We start from the raw sequence: 19009 nt of genomic DNA on the forward strand, positions 1-19009 counted from the left end.
AACGACTCGGGCGGTGTTGCGTGGAGTCGACATCGTCTACTCTCCGCAACACCGCCCGAAGGCGCGACCTGGGTTCAGCCGACCCGCAGGAACGTCGGGTTGGACTGCCAGATGCTGGTGTACCGCACGCTCTTGCCGGGGACCGGCGCCTCGATCTGCATGCCGTTGCCCGCGTAGATCGCGATGTGTCCCGGGGTCCAGATCAGGTCGCCCGCCTGAGCCTCGGCCCACGACACCGGCGTGCCGGCGTACAGCTGCTGGGACGAGGTGCGCGGCAGATCGATGCCCACCTGGGCGAAGACGTAGGACGTGAAGCCGGAGCAGTCGAACCCGGACGGCGTGGTGCCGCCCCACACGTACGGGACACCCAGGTACCGCATCGCGATGGACACCACCGACGCGCCCCGCTCCTTCGCGGCGCGCTCGGCCTCCTCCGCCTCGATCTGCGCCTGGTACTCGGCGTTCTCCGTCGCGGAGACCACGGACACGGCCGACTTCTCCAGCGTCAGCTGCGCGTCCGCCGCGACGGTGATCATCGGCGAGGCGGAGACCGACTCCCGGGCTTGGGCCGTCAGCGCATTGAGGTCCGCGGTGTTGAGCGCGCCCTGGACCGGCTGGCCCTGCAGCGCCGTCGTCGCAGGTGCCGCCTGGGCCGGGGTGGCGATGAGCGACAGCAGCACGCCGCCGCCGGCCGCCGCGACCACCGCACCGCGTCCGGCGAACGAGCTGACGTGCTCGCCCGCGGCGCGCGCGACGCCGGCCAGGGGGCGGTGCGCCGCCCGGTGCCGGCCGCGTGCACGGGGGAGTGCGGCCGGTTCGAGGTTGGGATCCATGAAGGCTGGGACCTTTCTGGTTCGGAAACTGAAGCGCACACGCGGCATCGTGGTGGGCCGAGCCGAGGTGGGCCCACACTAGCGCCTCCTCCGGCGGTGCGGGACCCACCTGGCGTGATCTTTTCGTGATCGGCCCCGCCGGGTATGCCGCGGGACGCTCCAGACCACCGGTCGGCCGTCGGGGAGTGGCCCCCGGCACCCGCCGTCAGCCCCCTGCCGGCACCGTCGTGCTCTCGCGGACCACCACGGTGTGCGGCGCCGGTCGAGGAGCCCAGCCGGCGCGGCGACCGCTGGGCGTGACCCCGGCCTGACCCCGCTGCGCGGCGCGTCCAGGGTCGCTACCAGGGGCAATCCCGATGTCAGGGGGCCGCGACCTTTTCTACGGTCGGATGCATGACGCCCACCAGAGCACGCTTCGCCTCCATCCTGCTCGCTCCCGTCGTCGCCGTCGCGATGCTGGTGTCCCTCGCCGCCGCGCCTGCCCAGGCGGTGGTCGGCGGGGACGACGCCTCGACCCGGCAGTACCCGTGGATGGTGTTCCTCAGCCGCGTCGGCGACCAGACGACGCCGTCGGGCCAGTTCTGCGGGGGAACCCTCGTGGCACCGACCAAGGTGGTGACCGCCGCGCACTGCATCGCCGACCTCACGCCCGAGGAGTTCCAGGTCATCGGCGGACGCACCGACCTGCACCGCCGGAACGGGACCGTCCGCGACGTCGTCTCCGTGTGGAACGCGCCCCGGGTGCCGCCGCCCGCGGCCGAGCCGGGGGAGCCGGTGTTCGTCGGCGGGGGCGACCTGTCGGTGCTGACCCTGGAGCACCCCATGCCCTACCGCACCCTCCGCATGGTCGACGCCGACGACGCGTGGCGCTACGCGCCCGGACGGCAGGCGACCATCCTCGGCTGGGGCATCTACGAGGAGGACGGGCTGCTCGGCCCGTCACCCGTGCTGCAGCGGGGTCGCATCCCGATGCTCGACTACACCACCTGCAACGACGCGTTCCAGGAGCACCCGGCGCTGCCGCGCCAGCTCGACCCCCGGTTCTACGTCTGCGGCGGCGTGCCCGACGGCGGCCCCGCGGCGTGCGGTGGCGACAGCGGCGGCCCGCTGGTCATCGACGGGCGGCTGGCCGGGGTGTTCGGGCCGATCCTCTCGCGCAACGGCACGGTCTGCGCGGACGCCTACAGCGGGTACACAAGGGTGGACGTCTACGCCGACCTCATCCGGGCCGAGCTCCGCCGCAGATGACACCCGTGGCAGGAGGAGGTTCGCGGAGCCGCGATACTGGAGTGTGAACACGTCCATCGTTACCCCTGCGGAAGCAGGGGCGGATATCCCGATCGAGCTGCTCTACCGAGTTCCCTACGGCAAGGTGCTGCACGGCAAGGACTGCCAGCACCTGACCACCAACCGGCTGGCCACGCTCCAGCCGGCGACCGAGCTCGACCGGCAGAAGTTCAAGATCTGCAGGTCGTGCATCATCGCCCTCGACGGCGACCCCGGCCGCGACGACTTCGACTCGTTCGACGCCGCCCTCGAGGCGCTCCAGGTCCCCGCGGCGAACCGCCCGGCGATGCGCGCCATTGCCGACGGGCTCGACACGTCCCGCATCTGGATCCCGTCGACGCGCACCTACGTGGCCGTCTCGCCCGGTACGGGACACGAGGTGACCGCGTTCTTCAGCAAGGACTCCGTCGACATGCGCAAGGACGAGGGCGGCTACGAGCGCCTCGTGCTGGCGACCCCCTCGGGGCGGACGACGGCGGCCGGCAAGCAGCGGGCGAGCGCCGCCGGCAAGACGCGGGCGGCGGCCGCGCAGGAGCCGGAGCCGGCGCCGCCGACCTGCCCCACCTGCTACATGCAGCTCCCGGCGACGGGCGTCTGCGACAGCTGCGACTGAGCTCACCACCGCGGGACGTCGTCCGCCGTCGGCCGAGCTGCGGCCCCGGGGAATGGTCCCGGCGACCGTTCCCCTTCGAAGCCTAAGTTTCTTCGCTTTGAGTCGCCTCAAAGCGAAGAAACTTAGGCCTCGAAGGGGATGGAGCGACAGCGCTGAAGGAGAGTGGACATTGTCTACTCCCAGCAACATGCCCCCGCGCGACTACCTTTCCCACGACGTCACGGACGGCCGCAGACGTGCGGACGGGCCGTTCATTCCTCTCCCGACCGGGCCGGCGACAGGATCGCCGGCCCGGCTCGCGAGGGATCAGCGGCCGGCGACGCCGAACGCCGACGTGACCTCCTGGGTCACCGAGTTGCCGGCGTCGTCCCGGGCGGTCGCCCGGAGCGAGACCAGGTCGGCGCCACGGGACGGGATGCGCAGGCGCGCTTCCCAGCGGTCGTCGTCACGCCGCAGCGAGACCTTGGACCACGACGAGCCGCCGTCGTAGCTGACCTCCAGCGTCGCACCCTGCACCGAACCGGCCCGCGGCGCGCCCGGCACGGTGTACGGGACCACCGCGAACGGCACGGTCGAGCCCGCCCGGACGGTGCCGTCCAGTGCCGTGTCGACGTCGTAGTCGAGCTGCACCAGCGGGAGCGGCGTGCCGTTCTCGCCGGGTACGGCGTCGTCGGCCTGGTCGGCCACGAAGGTCCACGACGTGCGGGTGCGCGTCGAGTACCGGTGGGCGTCGTCGGCGGCGTCGGTGTCGATCTCGAACCGGTACTCCTGCGGCCCCTCGACCGCCGGGACCGAGGCCTGGACGGCCTGTCCGATGCTCTCCCGCACCAGGGTGTCGCCCTGGTAGAGGCGCGAGGTCACCGGCGTCTCACCCCACGGGAAGCCGCCGGTGATGCCGGCCGGCCCGCTCGACGGCGCGACGTTGACCGCGAACCAGTCGCCGCCGTGCCACGGACCCCAGTAGCCGTCGCCCGTGCGGGGCGCCGTCACCGGAGCCCACCAGTCACGCACCGTGGTGCTGCGCGGCTCGTACGCCTGGCGCACGCCCCGCTGCTCCCAGGTGCTCTCGTGGTCCACGCTCTCGTACCACTCGACGTCGTCGTACGTGGAGACGTAGTCGGTGCGCTCCGTCGCCGTGGGCTGCAGCACCATGACGCTCAGGCACGGCGGCCACTGGTAGTCGCGGCAGTCGGCGCGGTCGTCGACGGCGAGCCGCTCCTGCGTGTCGTTGTACCTGCTCTCCACGGTCGCGAGCTGCCGGCTCGACGGCGCCAACCCCAGCTCGGCGGGGATCTCGCCGGGCCAGCTCTTCGACACGTCGAACAGGTACGTCGGGAACTCGACCGCCTTGCCGGTGAGGGTGAGCAGGCCCTTGCGAGCTGCCGCGAGGAGCTTGGCGCCCTGGGCGGACGACACCGAGACGACGGGCACGTCACCCTGCGTCGCGTACTCGACCAGCGAGCCCGGCCGGTCGTTGACGACCACCAGCAGCGCGGCTCCGGCGGCCTGGGCAGCCGCCTCGCGCTCCTCGGCGGACACGGCGTCGTCCCTGGTCACCAGCACTGCGCGACCCTCAGCACGCACGCGCTCGTACTCGGCGGTCGTACCCGTGCCGGCCGCGACGGCCCGCAGCGAGACCCGGCCGTCGAGCCGCGCCGACCCGACCTGGTAGACCGGGTCGAACGCGACGGGCAGGGGAGCCCAGGCCCGCACGTCGAGCGCCGGCTCGGTGGCGCGCCACCGCACGGCGAAGTCGAAGTCGGCGCTGTCCACGGGACCGGTCCTCGCCGCGTAGAACGAGTCGACGTCGGCCGGCACCGCATACGTGGCGCCGAACGTCGAGTACAGGCCGCCGATCCCGGAGTCGTTGAAGAACTGGAACCGCCGGTAGCTCACCTCGCTCGCGCGGGGCGTCCGCAGCGTCAGCTCGTCGGCGTCCCGGGCGTCGAGCACCAGGGACTGGTCCGCGTCGGACACGACGACCTGCGGGTCACCGACCAGCGCGACGCCGGTCGAGCCGGCACCCTTCGAGCCGGCGACGTCGAGGAACGCGGTCGCGGAGTAGACGCCCGGCTCCAGCCGCTGCGTCGGCACCGCGCCCGTGGCCGGGTCGATCGGCAGGCTGCTGACGAACTGGTCGCCGTAGCGGTAGAAGTCCACGTAGCCGCCGGCCGGCTTGCCGGAGCGGTCCAGCGCGGTGATGTCGAGGCCGTACCGCTCCTCCTCCTTGACCAGCGCGACGGCGGTCCGCACCGTCACCTCGCCCGAGGCGTCCGTACCGACGACGGCGCCGCTGTACTTGCCGGCCAGTGCCGCGTCGTCGGCGTCGGCGGTGACCGTGACGTCGGCCGTACCGCCGGCAGGGACCACCACCTCAGAGGCCGACAGCGTCATCAGGTCGCTGTCCGCGCCGTCGGGCCCCGTGACGTCGGTGCTCAGCGCGAGCGTGACGTCGGCGTCCGTCGAGTTGGTGAACGTGACAGCGGCGCTCGCGGGCTCGTCGCCGTCGTGCGGCCAGCCGTAGAAGCCGAGCAGCCCGCCGCCGGACGCGTCCACGCCGTCGAGCGCGGCCGGGACGTCCAGGCGGCCCGTGCCCACCTCGTACGCCGGGGCGTCGATGTCGGCCGCAGAGGAGACCAGGGCCTCCTTGAGCTGCGCACCCGTCAGCTCCGGGTGCGCACCCTTGACGATCGCCGCGGCTCCCGCGACGTGCGGGGTGGCCATGGAGGTGCCGCTCATCGACGCGTACCAGCCCTCGCCGCCCGACTGCTGCGAGCGGGCCGCGACGATGCCGACGCCGGGCGCCGTCAGGTCGGGCTTGATCGCGTGGTCGCCCACGCGCGGGCCGTAGCTGGAGAAGTCGGCGCGCACGTCGCCGTCGTCCACCGCGCCGACCGTGAGGGCGGCGTCCGCCGTGCCCGGGCTGCCGAGCGAGCCCTCCGCGTAGCTGTTGCCCGCCGCGACGACGAAGAGGGCGCCCGTCTCCTCGCTCAGCGCGTTCAGCGCCTGCGCCATGGGGTCGGTGCCGTCGTTGAGGCTGGAGTCGCCGAGGCTCATGGAGACGACGTCGGCATGGGCGGCGCCCCACTCCATGCCCGCGATGATCCAGGAGTCCTGGCCGTAGCCGTCGTTGTCGAGCACCTTGCCGACCAGCAGGTCGGCGCCCGGGGCGACGCCCTTGTACAGGCCCTCGCTCGCGGCACCCGTGCCGAGCACCGTGGAGGCGACGTGCGTGCCGTGCCCGTGCCGGTCGTCGTCGACCGCCTGGCCGGGCACGAACGACTCGGCCTGCGCGATCTGGTCCGCGACATCGGGGTGCGTCGCGTCGATGCCGGTGTCGAGCACCGCCACCGAGGCGCCCGTGCCGTCGAAGCCCGCAGCCCACGCCTCGGGCGCGCCGACCTGCGCCGTGCTGTGGTCCAGGGTGGACTCGGCCTTGCCGTCGAGCCAGATCTTCTCGACGCCCCCGGCGAACGTGCCGGCCTCGGCACCCGACCGCGCTGAGCGTGCGGGGCCGGTGGTCGCGGCCGACCAGAACGCCGACGCCTCGGCCTTCTTCGCGGCCACGGCGGACGCGTCGATGCTCGGCAGGTCCAGCGTGCGCTTCGCGCCAGGCAGCTCGGTCGCCGCGGAGCGTGCCCGGCTGCCGGTGTGCTCGAGGATGAGCGGCGTGGCGGCCACGGTCTCGTCGTCGTACCGCATCTCCAGCAGCGCCGTGACGTCGAACAGCCGCCGGTCCAGGGTGCCGGCCGCCAGGTACGGCAGCGCGGCGTCCGGGATCACGTAGGTGTGGTCACCCACCTGCTGGGTGCGGACGGCGCCGCCTCCGGCCGGCTCGACGCCGAGGGTCAGCGCGCCGTCGCCGGAGGTGGTGACGTCGACGACGTCGCCGGTGACCAGCGTGACGGTTGTGCGGCCGTCGGCCAGCGCGGGGGTGTCGGGGGCGGAACCGCCGGAGCCGGACGAGCTGCCGGGAGCCGCGAGGTCGGAGCTGCTGGGGGTCGCGTGCGCTGTGGTGGCCATCGCGGCGACCAGGGCGGTCGCGGCGACTGCCGCGGCGGCCCGGGTGGCGGCCGGGAGCCCGCGCCGGGTTGGGGATCTCATGGAGGTGGACACTCGCAGCCGGTCGCGACACGTCACAAGAGGCGCATCGTGGCGGCTTTACGGCATGTCGTGACTCCGCCAGAGTTGGGCACCCATCGACGTGACGGAGGAGTGCCATGCTCGGCGACGTGCTCGGACTGACCCCTGACGAGACCCTCGCGTACAGCGAGCTCGTCGCCATGCCCTCGGCGACCGTGGCGGACCTCGCCGCGGCGCTCTCCGCCTTCGGGACCTCCCTGGGCGACGCCCACCGGCTGCTGCGGCGCCTGGAGGAGCACGGCCTGGCCGCGCGGCTCACCGGGGACGAACGGCGGTTCGCCGCCGCGCCGCCCGCGATCGCGCTCGGCGCGCTGCTCGCCCGTCGGCAGGACGAGGTGCGGCACGCCGAGGTCGAGCTCAGCCGGCTCGAGGAGGTCTACCGGGTGGCCGCGGCGGGTCGGGGCCCCACCGACGTCGTCGACGTCATCCGGGGGGAGGACGCCGTGCGGCACCGGTTCGAGCAGCTCCAGCTCGGGGCGCGCGAGTGCGTCGACGCGTTCGTCCGCCCGCCGGTGATCGTCACGTCCAGCCAGGAGAACTCCGCCGAGGGCCAGGCCGTCGAGCGCGGCGTGCAGTACCGCGTGGTGGTCGAGCGCAGCATGCTGGAGAGCCAGGCCGTCACGGTCGACGAGGCGGTCGAGGCCACGGAGGCGGGGGAGGACGTGCGGTTCGCCGAGCGGGTGCCGCTCAAGCTCATCCTCATCGACCGCCGGCTCGCGCTGCTGCCGCTCACGTCGTCGGGCGACGTCGTCGGCGCGCTGCTGGTCCGCGAGAGCACGCTGCTCGACGCCCTGCTCGCGCTCTTCGAGAACGTCTGGGACCGTTCGACGCCGCTGCTCGTGGGCACGTCGGGCCTGGCCGGCGACGTGGTGGAGCACGTGGACGACGACGACGCCCGCGTGCTCGGCCTGCTGCTCGCCGGGCTGACCGACCAGGCCGTGGCCAACCAGCTCGGCACGTCGCTGCGCACCGTGCAGCGCCGGGTGCGCGCGCTGATGGACCTGGCCGGCGTCGAGACCCGCGTGCAGCTCGGCTGGCACGCCGCGACGCGCGGCTGGGTGCGGGCGGGGGCCGTGCCCGTGTGACGTTCGCGACGCCGGCACGGTGCCGTCCGAAATCCGCTTTCCGCGCCGCCCGGCCCCGGGCGAGGATCGGCCCGTGACCTCTTCTCCACGCACCGGCGCCCTGGGATTCTGGGCGGACCTGCCGCAGGACGGCCGCTGGCTGCTGTCCACCGTGGTGGTGCAGTTCTTCGGCCGCGGCCTGACGCTCCCCTTCACGATCATCTACCTGCACGAGGTGCGCGGGTTCTCGCTCGCCCTGTCCGGCACGCTCATGGGTCTGATCGCCGTGGTCGGCGTGCTCGTGACCGGCCCGGCCGGCGCCCTGGTCGACCGCTACGGCGCCCGCCGCGTCATGCTGACCGGCCTGTTCTTCGCCGTGGCGGGCTACTCGGTGCTGGCCTTCGCCACGACGCCGCTGGTCGCGGCCGCCGGGCTCGCGCTGTTCGGCGTGCAGCTCGGCGTCGGCTGGCCGTCGGTGAACGCGCTGGTGGCCACGGTCGTCGACGGCGACCTGCGGCAGCGGTACTACGGCGTGAACTTCGCGCTGCTCAACCTCGGCGTCGGCGTGGGCGGCGTGGTGGGCGGCCTCGTGGTCGACGTCGGGCGGCCCGGCACGTTCGTCATGGCGTTCCTGGTCAACGCCGCGACGTTCCTGCTCCCGATCGTGGTGCTGCTGGGCCCGCTGCGGCACCTGCACGGCCGCGTGGACCGGCCGCACGACGCCGAGGCCGGCGGCGAGAGCTACCTCGCGATCCTGCGCCGGCCCGAGGTGCTGTGGCTCTCGGCGCTCGGCCTGCTGGCGGCGTTCGTGGGCTACGGGCAGATGGAGGGCGGCTTTCCGGCCTTCGCCCGGCAGGTCGCCGAGGTCTCCACGCGCGTGGTCGGGTTCGCGTTCGTGGTGAACACCGTGGTGATCGTGGCACTGCAGTTCTGGGTGATGAACCGCGTGAGCGGACGACGCCGCACGCGCGTCCTCGCGCTCATGGCCGTCGTCTGGGCCGCGGCCTGGCTGCTGCTCGGCGTCACCGGCCTGATACCCGGCGGCCTCGCGGCCGTGGTCATCGTGCTGGCGTTCCACGGTGTGTTCGGCCTGGGGGAGACCCTCATGCAGTCCGTGCTCCCCGCCCTGACCAACGACATGGCGCCCGCCCACCTGCGCGGCCGGTACAACGCCATCGGCTCGGGCTCGTTCCAGGCCGGCACCATCGCGGGGCCCGTGGTCGCGGGGCTGCTGCTGGAGCACGGCTGGTCCGGGGCGTTCATCGGCGTCGTGGTGGCCGGGTGCGCCGGTATCGCGGCCACGGCCCACGCCGTCGGGCGGCGCGTGACGCCGGCGATCAACGGTGTCGAACGCGCACGGACGGAGTCGCCGGAGCCGGCTGAGGCGCCGACGCCGTCGTCCTGACGCGCGGGTCTGGGGCCGCGTTAGCGGCTCCCCTTTGAGGCCTAAGTTTCTTGGCTTTGGGCGGCTCCAAAGCCAAGAAACTTAGGCCTCAAAGGGGGTGGCGCAGCAGCGCCCCGGGGAGCAGGCTCAGCCCACCGGGTCCGCCGTCGCCGCATGCTCCCGCGCCCACGCCAGTGCGTGGTCGGCCACGGCCTCCCAGGGCGCGCGCGGACCACGCAGTCCGTCGTGGGGCCGGGAGTTGCTAGGGCGCCGCCCTGGCCCGCGGGGCCAGCCGGTCCGCGAGCTGCCGCCGGGATGTCACGCCGAGCTTCTGGAAGACCTTGCGCAGGTGGTAGTCGACGGTGCTGGGGCTGATGAACAGGTTCGCCGCGATCTCGGGGTTGGTGCGCCCGCGCGCGGCCAGGCGCGCGATCGTGTACTCCTGCGCCGTCAGGCCGAACCGCCGGGGTGGGGCGTCGCTCTCGCCCGGGGTGCCGAGAGCGGCCAGCTCCGCGACGGTGCGCGCCACGAACAGCTCGGCGCCGCTGTGGTGCAGCTGCTGCAGGGCGAGCCGGAGCTGCTCGGCCGCGTCGCGGCGCCGCCGGGCCCGGCGCAGCCACTCCCCGTAGACCAGGTGGGACCGGGCCCGGTCCATCTCCGCGCCCGTGCCGCTCAGCGCCTCGATCGAGGCCCGGTAGTGCGGCTCGGGATCGTCGGGGTCGGCCAGGGCCAGCGCCAGCGCCCGCTCCGCGACCCCGCGGCACCAGGCCGAGGCGTTCGCGTCCGCGAGGGCCGACAGCAGCCGGGCCGCCCGCGCCGCCTCGGCCGGGTGCCCGCTGCGCGCGGCCGCCTCGACGTAGTCCGGGTACTGGTGCGGCGTGACGTGCAGGAACGGGTCCTCGACGAGTGGCAGCAGCCGCTCGTAGGCGTCCTGATAGCTACCCTCGGCGAGGTCGCGCACCGCCAGGGCCGCCACGGCCGACCCCTCGACCCCGCCGAACCCGGTCGCGGCGGCGCCGTCCGCGATGGCCTGGACGGTGGGCCGCGGCGCTCCGGTCCAGGCCAGCACGGCGACGTTGGGCACGTTCTCGGCGTCGTACCCCATGGCGCGGCGTACCTCGCGCACCAGCTCGTCGTAGCTGGTGGCCCTGCGCAGCGACCCGCCCCAGAGCTCGGACAGGGCCATGACCCACAGCAGCGTGCCGAGCACCTGCAGCGCCCCGGAGTCGCGCGCCGCCTGGGCCGCGCGGACCAGCGCGGCGCTGCGGCCGGCGTCGTCCCAGAGGAACGTGCCGAGCGACGCGATGGTGGTGCCCATGTGCATCAGCTCGGCGTCGGGCAGCGCGAGCAGCGCGTCGAACGCGGCCCGCGCGGGGCCTACGGCCTGCGGGTACGGGGCGAGCACCAGGGCGCCCAGACCGCGCAGGACGTCGGCCGCCGGCCCCTCGGCGAGGTCCGCGCCCGCCGCGAGTCGCCGCCCCAGGTCCTCCCGGGTGACGCCGAGCATGAGCCGCTCGGCGGTGCAGCACGACTCGAACGCGCGCAGCAGCGCCACCTGCTCGCGCTCGGGGTCCTGGCCGTGGAACGCGTCGGCCGCGCCGAGGTGGGCGGCGGTGGCGCCGCGCACGCCGTCCGGGTCCGCCGTGAACAGGGCCAGCGTGCTGCGCACCGACATCACGCGGCCGCTCGTGGTGACGTCGACGGTGGTCAGGTCGATCTCGTCGACCAGCCGCTGCGTCAGGTGGACGGCCCCGACGGACAGCGCCGCCTCGGCCGCCCCGACCTGCCGCGCCCCGCGGACCGGCCCGGGCGGCGTGAGCTCGGCGGCGCGGGTCAGGATCGTCGCGCGCGAGGCGAGCCCTCCGCGCCGCGCGGCCAGGTCCGCGGTGTGCGCCAGGCGGTCGGCGACGGCCGGGTCTGTGCCGAGCACGGCGCGGGCGGCGTGCCAGGCCGCGGTCTCGACCAGGCCGAGCCCCTCGGCCGCCCGCGCGAGCGCCGCGTGCATGCGGCGCAGCTCGGGGCCGGGGGCGGCGTTGTAGACGGCCGACCGCACCAGCGGGTGCCGGAACCGCACCACGGGCTGCAGCTCCACCAGGCCGGCGAGCTCGGCCCGGTCGCCGCCGCCCGGATCGAGGCCGACGTCGGCGGCCGCCGCGGCCAGCAGGTCGATGTTCCCCGTGGAGTCCGTGGCAGCGAGCAGCACCCAGGCCTGCACGTGGGGGTCGGCGCGCCGCACCTGCCGCACGTAGTGCTCCTCCAGGTGCCGTCCGACGGGCACGGGCGCGCCGCCCAGCCCCAGGTCGGGCAGCTCGTGCACCAGGACGTCGCCCGCCAGGTCGATGAGCGCCAGCGGGTTGCCGCCGGTCGCCCGGGCGATGGCCGCGGCCGCCGACGGCGCCACGGGCTGCGCCGCCGACCGGTTCAGCAGCTGCACCGCGGCCTCCAGGTCCAGCCCGGTCAGGGCGAGCTGCGGCACGCCGCCCATCCGCTCCGCGAACCCGCCGTCGTCCCGCGCCGCGAAGACGACCGCGACGTGCTCCACCGCGAGCCTCCGGGCCACGAACGCGAGGGCGTCCAGGCTCTCGGCGTCGATCAGGTGCGCGTCGTCGACCACGCACACCACAGGGGTGCGGTCCGCGGCCGCCGAGAGCAGCCCCAGCACGCCCAGGCCCACCAGGAACCGGTCGGGCGGCGGCCCCTCCGTCTGGCCCGACGCGACGCGCACCGCCTCCCGCTGCCGCTCCGGCAGTCCGGCGCAGTGCTCGCGGAGCATCGTGACCAGTCGCTGCACCGCCGCGAACGGGATGGTCGACTCCGACTCGTACCCGTCCAGGCGGATCGCGGCCAGGCCCGGCACGCGCGTCGCCTCGGTCAGCAGGCAGGTCTTGCCGATCCCCGGCTCACCCAGGACCAGCAGCGACCCGCCGCGGCCGGTGCGTGCACCGCGGAGCAGCGTGGCCAGCCGACGCAGCTCCTCGTCGCGCCCCAGAGGGGTGGCGGCGGTCTCCATCCGCCCACGGTAGGTCGGTACCGGAGGGACTACGTGGTTCACGTGGTCCATTCACCCGGTCCGCTGCGGATGATCTTTTGTGTCCGTACCACGACAGGAGACATACCGATGGCCAGGAGACGCTTCACCCGCCCTACCGCCTTGGTCGCCGCGCTCGCCACGGCACTGCTCGCTCTCTCGTCCGTGACCGGCTCCACCACGCCGGCCCGCTCGCACGGTTCCCACGGGGTCCCGGGTGATCACACCAAGCCCACCATCGTGCTCGTCCACGGCGCGTTCGCCGACTCCAGCGGCTGGTCCGGCGTCTCCGAGCGCCTCATGGACCGTGGCTACCCGGTCATCGCCTTCTCCAACCCGCTGCGCGGCCCGACGTCGGACAGCGAGTACCTGCGCCTGTTCCTCGACACGATCGAGGGACCGATCGTGCTGGTGGGCCACTCCTACGGCGGCGCGGTCATCACCAACGCCGCGACCGGCGACGACGACGTCGAGGCGCTGGTCTACGTGGCGGGCTTCGCGCTCGCCGAGGGCGAGACCGTGGCCGACGCCAACGCGCTGGGCGGTGGCCCGCCGCCCGAGGTCATCGACCACCTCGTGCTGCGTCCCTACCCCGGGGCACCGGAGAACGACGCCGACGCGTACATCGACCCCGTCTGGTTCCCGCGGCTGTTCGCCCCGGACCTGCCGCGCGACGAGGCGCGGTTCATGGCCGCGACCCAGCGCCCGGCGACGCTCAGCTCGCTCGGGACGCCGTCCGGCCCGCCCGCCTGGGAGGACATCCCGAGCTGGTACATCGTGGCCAAGAACGACCGGATCATCCCGCCCCAGGCCGAACGGGCCATGGCGAAGCGCGCCGGCTCCACGACGGTCGAGCTCAAGAGCTCCCACGTCGCGATGATCAGCCAGCCCGGCGCCGTCACCAGGGTCATTCTGGACGCTGCCCGGAACAGCTGAGACCCCTCCCGGAAGCCGTCTGCCGCCTGGGTGCTGGTTCCCAGGCGGCGGACAGCGGGTGAGCAGGACACTTTCGTTGCCCTTTTCGCCCGCTCTCTCCAGAGTGTCACGTGGCCCACGTACGTGGACCAGTGGTTGCGCCCAGCTCAGGGCGCTTGCACCCCGGAGGCAAGATGCACAGTCGCATGCCAACCAGACGACGCGCGCCGATCGCTCTCGCAGCGGTCGGCGCACTGCTGGCCACCACGGTGAGCGTGACCCCGGCGCTCGCGAGCACCCCGGTCCCGGCGGGGACGGCGCCCGTCGTGGCCGCCGACGTCCCCGACCGCGCCGCCGACAAGATCACGCCCGCCGTGCAGACCCGGCTGGAGACCAAGGAGTCGGCCGACTTCTGGATCCGGTTCGCCGACCGGCCGGACCTCGCGCCCGCCAAGGCGATGACCGACTGGGACGAGCGCGGCCAGTACGTCTACGACGAGCTGACCCGCACGGCCAAGGCGTCGCAGTCCGGCGTCGTCGCCGACCTGAAGGCCGCCGGCGTGGACTTCGAGTCCTACTGGATCAGCAACGCGATCCTCGTGCAGGACGGCACGCAGGAGCTCGCCGAGCAGGTGGCCGCCGACCGCGAGGTCGAGCAGGTGCACGAGCGGTTCGCGGCCCAGCCCGTCGAGCCGGTGGAGCGCAAGGCCGCGACCGAGCGCGCGCCGCTCGCGACCGAGTGGGGCCTGGACGCGATCGGCGCCCCCGACGTGTGGGACCTCGGGTTCACCGGCGAGGGCATCACCGTGGCGAACATCGACTCCGGCGTCGACGTCGAGCACCCCGCGCTGCTGGAGCACTACCGCGGCTACCTGGGCGCGGACGGTCTGAGCAACGATTACAACTGGTTCGACGCCGGCGGATTCTGCGACGGCTCGCCGTGCGACGGCGACGCCCACGGCACGCACGTCATGGGCACCATGGTGGGCGACGACGGTGAGGGCAACCAGGTCGGCGTCGCACCGGGCGCCGACTGGATCGCGGCCAACGGCTGCGCCTCCTGCTCCGACGCCGACCTGCTGGCCTCGGGCCAGTGGATCCTGGCGCCGACGCGCGCCGACGGCTCGGACCCCGACCCGTCCCAGCGGCCGCACGTCGTGAACAACTCGTGGGGGCAGCAGGAGCCGGGCGCCATCGACGACTTCATGTCCGAGGAGATCGCCGCCTGGGAGGCGGCGGGCATCTTCGGCGCGTGGGCCGCGGGCAACGCGGGCGAGGCCGGCTGCCAGTCGACGTCTTCCCCCGGGGCGAACGTGGCCACCTACGCGGCCGGCGCGTTCGGGGAGTCCGGCGAGATCGCCGAGTTCTCGTCGCGTGGCCCGGGCGCCGACGGCGAGACGAAGCCGAACCTGGCCGCCCCCGGTGACAATGTCCGCTCGTCCGTCCCGGGCGGCGACTACGCCGAGTTCAGCGGCACGTCCATGGCCTCCCCGCACCTCGCGGGCGCCGTCGCGCTCCTGTGGAGCGCGGCGCCGGTGCTGGTCGGCGACATCGAGGGCACCCAGGCCCTGCTGGACCAGACCTCGGTCGACGTGGCCGACGACTCCTGCGGCGGCACCCCCGCCGACAACAACGTGTGGGGCGAGGGCAAGCTCGACGTCGCGGCGCTCGTCGCCGCCGCGCCGACCGACGGCTTCGGCTTCGTCGCGGGCACCGTGACCGACGCCGACGGCGAGCCCGTCGGCGGGGCGCGCGTGACCACGGGCGACCGCTCCGACACCACGGACGCCGAGGGCGCGTTCCGCCTGGGTCTGGAGGAGGGCACGCACGAGCTGGCCGTCTCCGCGTTCGGGTACCTGGACGCCACGGCACAGGCCGAGGTCGTCGAGGGCGAGACGGTCACGGTGGACGTCACGCTGGAGGCCGCGCCGACCACGACCGTGAGCGGCACCGTCACCGACGGTTCCGGCCACGGCTGGCCGCTCGACGCCGAGGTCACGGTGCAGGGCGCGCCGAGCGGCGTCGCCACCTGGACCGACCCGTTCACCGGCGAGTACTCGCTGGAGCTGCCGCAGTCGGCCACGCACACGCTCGTCGTGCAGCCGTCCGTGACCGGCTACGCCGCGTTCACCCAGGCGGTCGAGGTCGGCACGGGCCCGGTCTCCGCCGACGCCGCGATCCCCGTGCTCTCCGAGTGCACGGCCCCCGGCTACGACCTCGTCGGGGCGGGTGCCACGGAGGAGTTCGAGTCGGGCGACGTGCCCGAGGGCTGGACCGTCGAGGACCTGGCCGGCACCGAACAGGTCTGGACGTTCGACGACCGGTTCGGCGCGAGCAACATGACGGGCGGCGAGGGCCTGTTCGCCGAGGTGAACAGCGACGCCTACGGCGAGGACGGCGCGCAGGACACCACGCTCACCTCGCCCGCGTACGACCTGAGCGGCGTCGAGGCGCCGCTCCTGACGTTCGACCAGTCGTACGGCGCGATCGGCGACTTCGCCGACGTCGACCTCAGCCTCGACGGCGGGGAGACCTGGGAGACCGTGCTGCACCAGACGTCCGACGCGCTCGGGCACACGGTCGTCCCGATCACGGCCGCCGCCGACCAGTCCGACGTGCGGGTCCGGTTCCACTACGGCGACGCCGTGTACGCCCTGTGGTGGCAGGTCGACAACGTCGCGATCGGCGCCTGCACCCCGATCGAGGGCGGCCTGGTCTCCGGGTTCGTGCACGACCTCAACACCGGTGACGGCGTGAACGGCGCCACGGTGACCGCGGGGGAGCAGAGCGCCACGACCGTCGACCCCGAGAACCCGACGGTCGGCGCCGGGTTCTACTCGCTGTTCTCCCCGCAGGTCGGCGAGCAGCAGGTCGGCTACTCCGCCAAGGACTACGAGTCCACCGAGGCGACGGTCACCGTCGTCGCCGACGCGATCACCCGGCAGGACGTCGAGCTCGCGGCCCCGCTCCTGACCGTCTCGCCGGAGCAGATCTCCCGCGAGGTGCGCCTGGGCGGCACCCGGTCCGGCTCGTTCACCGTGACGAACGAGGGCACCGCGCCCGCGGACGTCGAGGTGGCGCCGGCGTCGTCCGACTTCGAGATCCTCGGGTCGGCGTCGGGCACCGGCGTCATCAAGGGTGCGACCGGTCGGACGACCGAGGTGACCACGGCGGCGTCGGCGGGCGCCAAGGGCGTGGCGGCCGCGAAGGACGACGGTCTGGCCCGGAACGGGAAGCACCCCGGGCGGACGGCGACGCCGTCGGCCCCGCCGGCGCTCCTCGCGGACGGGACCACGATCACCCACTCCTCGTCGCAGGACATCACCATGGGCAACTCGGTGGCCTGCGTCGGCAGCCAGACGCAGTGGTTGCGGACGTTCACCCTGGAGGACTTCGACATCCAGGGCGAGCTCGCCGTGACCGACGTGTCGTTCGGCGTCGAGACGGCCGCGGCGGGCAGTAACGTCACGGTCAACCTGTACGAGCTCGACGGGGACTTCGTCTACGAGAACATGACGCTCGTGGGCTCGTCCGACGTGACGCTGGACGCCCAGGAGCTCACGCTGGTCGACGTGCCGGTCACCGGCACCGCGTCCGGCACGCTCGTGGTCGAGGTGGTCAGCGCCGACGAGTTCTTCATCGGCTCCAACGCGGAGCCGGAGACGGCGCCGTCGTATCTCGCCTCCGACGACTGCGGCACGCCCGAGCCCGCCACCGTGGCGGACCTCGGGTTCCCCGACATGCACACGGTGCTCAACGTGACCGGCGAGACCACGGTCGACGTGCCGTGGCTCGACGTGCAGCCGCCGGCGTTCACGCTGGCCCCGGGCCAGTCGGCCAAGGTGCTGGTCGACCTCGACAGCAGCCGGGTGGACCAGCCGGGCACCTACACCTCGGAGGTCGTGGCCGACGGTGGCACGCCGTACAGCGAGCCCCGCGTCGAGGTGTCGCTCTCGGTGACCCCGCCCACGAGCTGGGGCAAGATCGCCGGCACGGTCACGGGCGCCACGTGTGACGACGAGACGGTGCCGCTCGAAGGTGCGTTCGTGGTGATCGACGGTTCCGAGTACGACGTCACGCTGGTGACGGGGCCGGACGGCGGCTACGCCCGCTGGATGGGGGTGTCCAACAACCGGCTGACGCTGCTCAGCTCGGCGACGGGGTACCCGCCGGAGTCGAAGTCGGCGCGCATCGTCAAGGGACAGACGGTGGTGCACGACTTCGAGCTGAACGAGTACTGCGGCTAGACCTTCGCCGGTCGAGCTTGTCGAGGCCCAGGTCTCGACAAGCTCGACCGGCGGTGGGGCGTCAGGGGCGGACGGCGGGGCGGCGACCGCGCACCCAGGAGGCGATCCCGAGCGCCAGGGCGAGCACCGCTGCGACGGCGGGCACCAGCAGCGCGCGCTGGTAGTCGGTTGCTCCGGCAGGTGAGTCGTGCCCGTCCACCAGCACGATCGTGGCGGCTGTGACGCCCAGCGCGGCGCCGAACTGGAACGCCGTGTAGACCACACCGCCGGCCACGCCGTGCTCGGCCTCGGCCAGGCCCGCCGTGGCCGCGCCGGTCAGCGGCCCGTACACCAGGGCGAACATCACCGCGACGAGCAGCAGCGAGGGCAGCAGGTCGAGGTAGCCCCAGGCGCCGTCGAGCCGCAGGGCCAGGACGAACGCGACCGCGCCCGCGGCGATCCCGGCCACCAGCACGGGCACGTTCCCGAACCGCTGGACCAGGCGGTGGGTGACCAGCGGCGCGATGATCATGTCGGCGCCCATGACGGCGAAGACCAGTCCCGTCGCGACCGGGGACCAGCCCCGGTACTCCTGCAGGTAGAGCGTGATCAGGAACTGGAACGCGAAGAACGCGCCGATGACCAACATGCCCGCAAGGCTCGCGCGGAGCAGCAGTCCCTCGCGCAGCACGGCCAGCCGCAGCAGCGGGTCTTTCGCCCGCCGCTCGATCAGTACGAAGGCTCCGGTCAGCACCGCCGCCGCGGCGAACGCGGCGACGCCCGCCACCACGTGCCCGCCCTCGCCGAGGGCGACCACGCCGTAGATGAGCGCGACCATGGCCGATGTCAGCGTGACCGCGCCGCCGACGTCGAACCCACCGCGCGGCACGTCGGTCACGGGGTCCGGCCGGACGACGAGGCGGCCCGCGAACCAGAGCGCGGCCCCCACGATCACGGGCGCGAAGAACACCCAGCGCCAGCCCGCGTCGGTCAGGAAACCGCCCGCGACGACGCCGAGCGTGAACCCGCCCGCACCGATCGCGCCGTAGATCGCCAGTGCCCGGTCGCGGAGCGGACCCTCGGGATAGCTGGTGGTCAGCAGGCTGAAGCCCGCCGGCGTCATGAACCCCGCGGTGGCGCCGGTGACGAACCGGGCGACGACCAGCACCCAGGCGTCGTCGGCCAGACCGCCCAGGCCGGAGAAGACGACGAACACCGCGAGGGCGACCAGGAAGGTCCGGCGTCGGCCCACGAGGTCGGCCGTGCGTCCGCCGAGGATCATGAACCCGCCGTAGGCCAGCACGTAGGCGCTGATCACCCAGTGCGCGTCGGCGGTCGCCAGGCCGATGTCCGCGGCGATGGCGGGCACCGCGACGTTGAGCATCGCGATGTCGATGCCCTCCAGGAAGAGCGCGCCGCAGACGACGGCGAGCACTCCCCAGCTCGTCCGGGTCGCGGTGGTCGGTGGTGCGACCGCACTCGTGTCCGTCACAGTGATCTCCTCGCTCGGATCCGC

The 19009-nt window shown here is 73.7% G+C and carries 10 protein-coding genes; 6 read left to right on the forward strand and 4 right to left on the reverse strand.

What is annotated here, in order from left to right; all coding sequences use genetic code 11:
- Positions 1-74: 74 nt before the first annotated feature.
- Positions 75-833, reverse strand: a complete 759-nt coding sequence (locus ACH47X_RS01050; RefSeq protein ID WP_397400569.1) for a C40 family peptidase — start codon at positions 831-833, stop codon at positions 75-77.
- A gap of 393 nt (positions 834-1226) precedes the next feature.
- On the opposite strand from ACH47X_RS01050, the gene ACH47X_RS01055 reads away from it, so the two are divergent.
- Positions 1227-2081, forward strand: coding sequence for a S1 family peptidase (locus ACH47X_RS01055; RefSeq protein ID WP_397400571.1), 855 nt, complete (start codon positions 1227-1229; stop codon positions 2079-2081).
- 43 nt (positions 2082-2124) lie between these two features.
- On the forward strand, positions 2125-2733 hold the full coding sequence (locus tag ACH47X_RS01060; protein ID WP_397400573.1) for a hypothetical protein: 609 nt from the start codon (positions 2125-2127) through the stop codon (positions 2731-2733).
- Between the two features lie 306 nt (positions 2734-3039).
- On the opposite strand, the gene ACH47X_RS01065 is transcribed toward ACH47X_RS01060, so the two are convergent.
- Entirely contained in the window at positions 3040-6837 is a 3798-nt protein-coding gene (locus ACH47X_RS01065) for a S8 family serine peptidase (RefSeq protein ID WP_397400575.1), read from the reverse strand.
- A gap of 116 nt (positions 6838-6953) precedes the next feature.
- On the opposite strand from ACH47X_RS01065, the gene ACH47X_RS01070 reads away from it, so the two are divergent.
- A complete protein-coding gene (locus ACH47X_RS01070; protein WP_397400577.1) occupies positions 6954-7961 on the forward strand; it encodes a hypothetical protein in 1008 nt (335 codons plus the stop codon).
- Between the two features lie 73 nt (positions 7962-8034).
- Positions 8035-9345, forward strand: a complete 1311-nt coding sequence (locus tag ACH47X_RS01075) for an MFS transporter (RefSeq protein WP_397400579.1) — start codon at positions 8035-8037, stop codon at positions 9343-9345.
- Between the two features lie 241 nt (positions 9346-9586).
- On the opposite strand, the gene ACH47X_RS01080 is transcribed toward ACH47X_RS01075, so the two are convergent.
- A complete protein-coding gene (locus ACH47X_RS01080; RefSeq protein WP_397400581.1) occupies positions 9587-12334 on the reverse strand; it encodes a helix-turn-helix transcriptional regulator in 2748 nt (915 codons plus the stop codon).
- Between the two features lie 108 nt (positions 12335-12442).
- Between ACH47X_RS01080 and ACH47X_RS01085 the strand changes: the two genes are divergently transcribed.
- Together ACH47X_RS01085 and ACH47X_RS01090 are read left to right on the forward strand one after the other, a co-directional pair.
- A complete protein-coding gene (locus ACH47X_RS01085) occupies positions 12443-13288 on the forward strand; it encodes an alpha/beta fold hydrolase (protein WP_397400583.1) in 846 nt (281 codons plus the stop codon).
- Positions 13289-13473: 185 nt separating this feature from the next.
- The gene (locus ACH47X_RS01090) at positions 13474-17514 is read left to right on the forward strand and encodes a S8 family serine peptidase (protein WP_397400585.1); all 4041 of its coding nucleotides are present in this window, start codon (positions 13474-13476) and stop codon (positions 17512-17514) included.
- Positions 17515-17575: 61 nt separating this feature from the next.
- On the opposite strand, the gene ACH47X_RS01095 is transcribed toward ACH47X_RS01090, so the two are convergent.
- Entirely contained in the window at positions 17576-18985 is a 1410-nt protein-coding gene (locus tag ACH47X_RS01095) for an MFS transporter (RefSeq protein WP_397400587.1), read from the reverse strand.
- Positions 18986-19009: the final 24 nt, after the last annotated feature.

The sequence above is a fragment of the Promicromonospora kroppenstedtii genome (genome assembly GCF_044389675.1).
Lineage (GTDB): Bacteria > Actinomycetota > Actinomycetes > Actinomycetales > Cellulomonadaceae > Promicromonospora > Promicromonospora kroppenstedtii.

What these genes read in the sequence shown, in the direction of transcription:
- ACH47X_RS01070 (WP_397400577.1), top strand. Translation starts at nt 6,954, where the DNA reads ATGCTCGGCGACGTGCTCGGACTGACCCCTGACGAGACCCTCGCGTAC.
- ACH47X_RS01065 (WP_397400575.1), bottom strand. Translation starts at nt 6,837, where the DNA reads ATGAGATCCCCAACCCGGCGCGGGCTCCCGGCCGCCACCCGGGCCGCC.
- ACH47X_RS01050 (WP_397400569.1), bottom strand. Translation starts at nt 833, where the DNA reads ATGGATCCCAACCTCGAACCGGCCGCACTCCCCCGTGCACGCGGCCGG.
- ACH47X_RS01085 (WP_397400583.1), top strand. Translation starts at nt 12,443, where the DNA reads ATGGCCAGGAGACGCTTCACCCGCCCTACCGCCTTGGTCGCCGCGCTC.
- ACH47X_RS01080 (WP_397400581.1), bottom strand. Translation starts at nt 12,334, where the DNA reads ATGGAGACCGCCGCCACCCCTCTGGGGCGCGACGAGGAGCTGCGTCGG.
- ACH47X_RS01090 (WP_397400585.1), top strand. Translation starts at nt 13,474, where the DNA reads ATGCCAACCAGACGACGCGCGCCGATCGCTCTCGCAGCGGTCGGCGCA.
- ACH47X_RS01055 (WP_397400571.1), top strand. Translation starts at nt 1,227, where the DNA reads ATGACGCCCACCAGAGCACGCTTCGCCTCCATCCTGCTCGCTCCCGTC.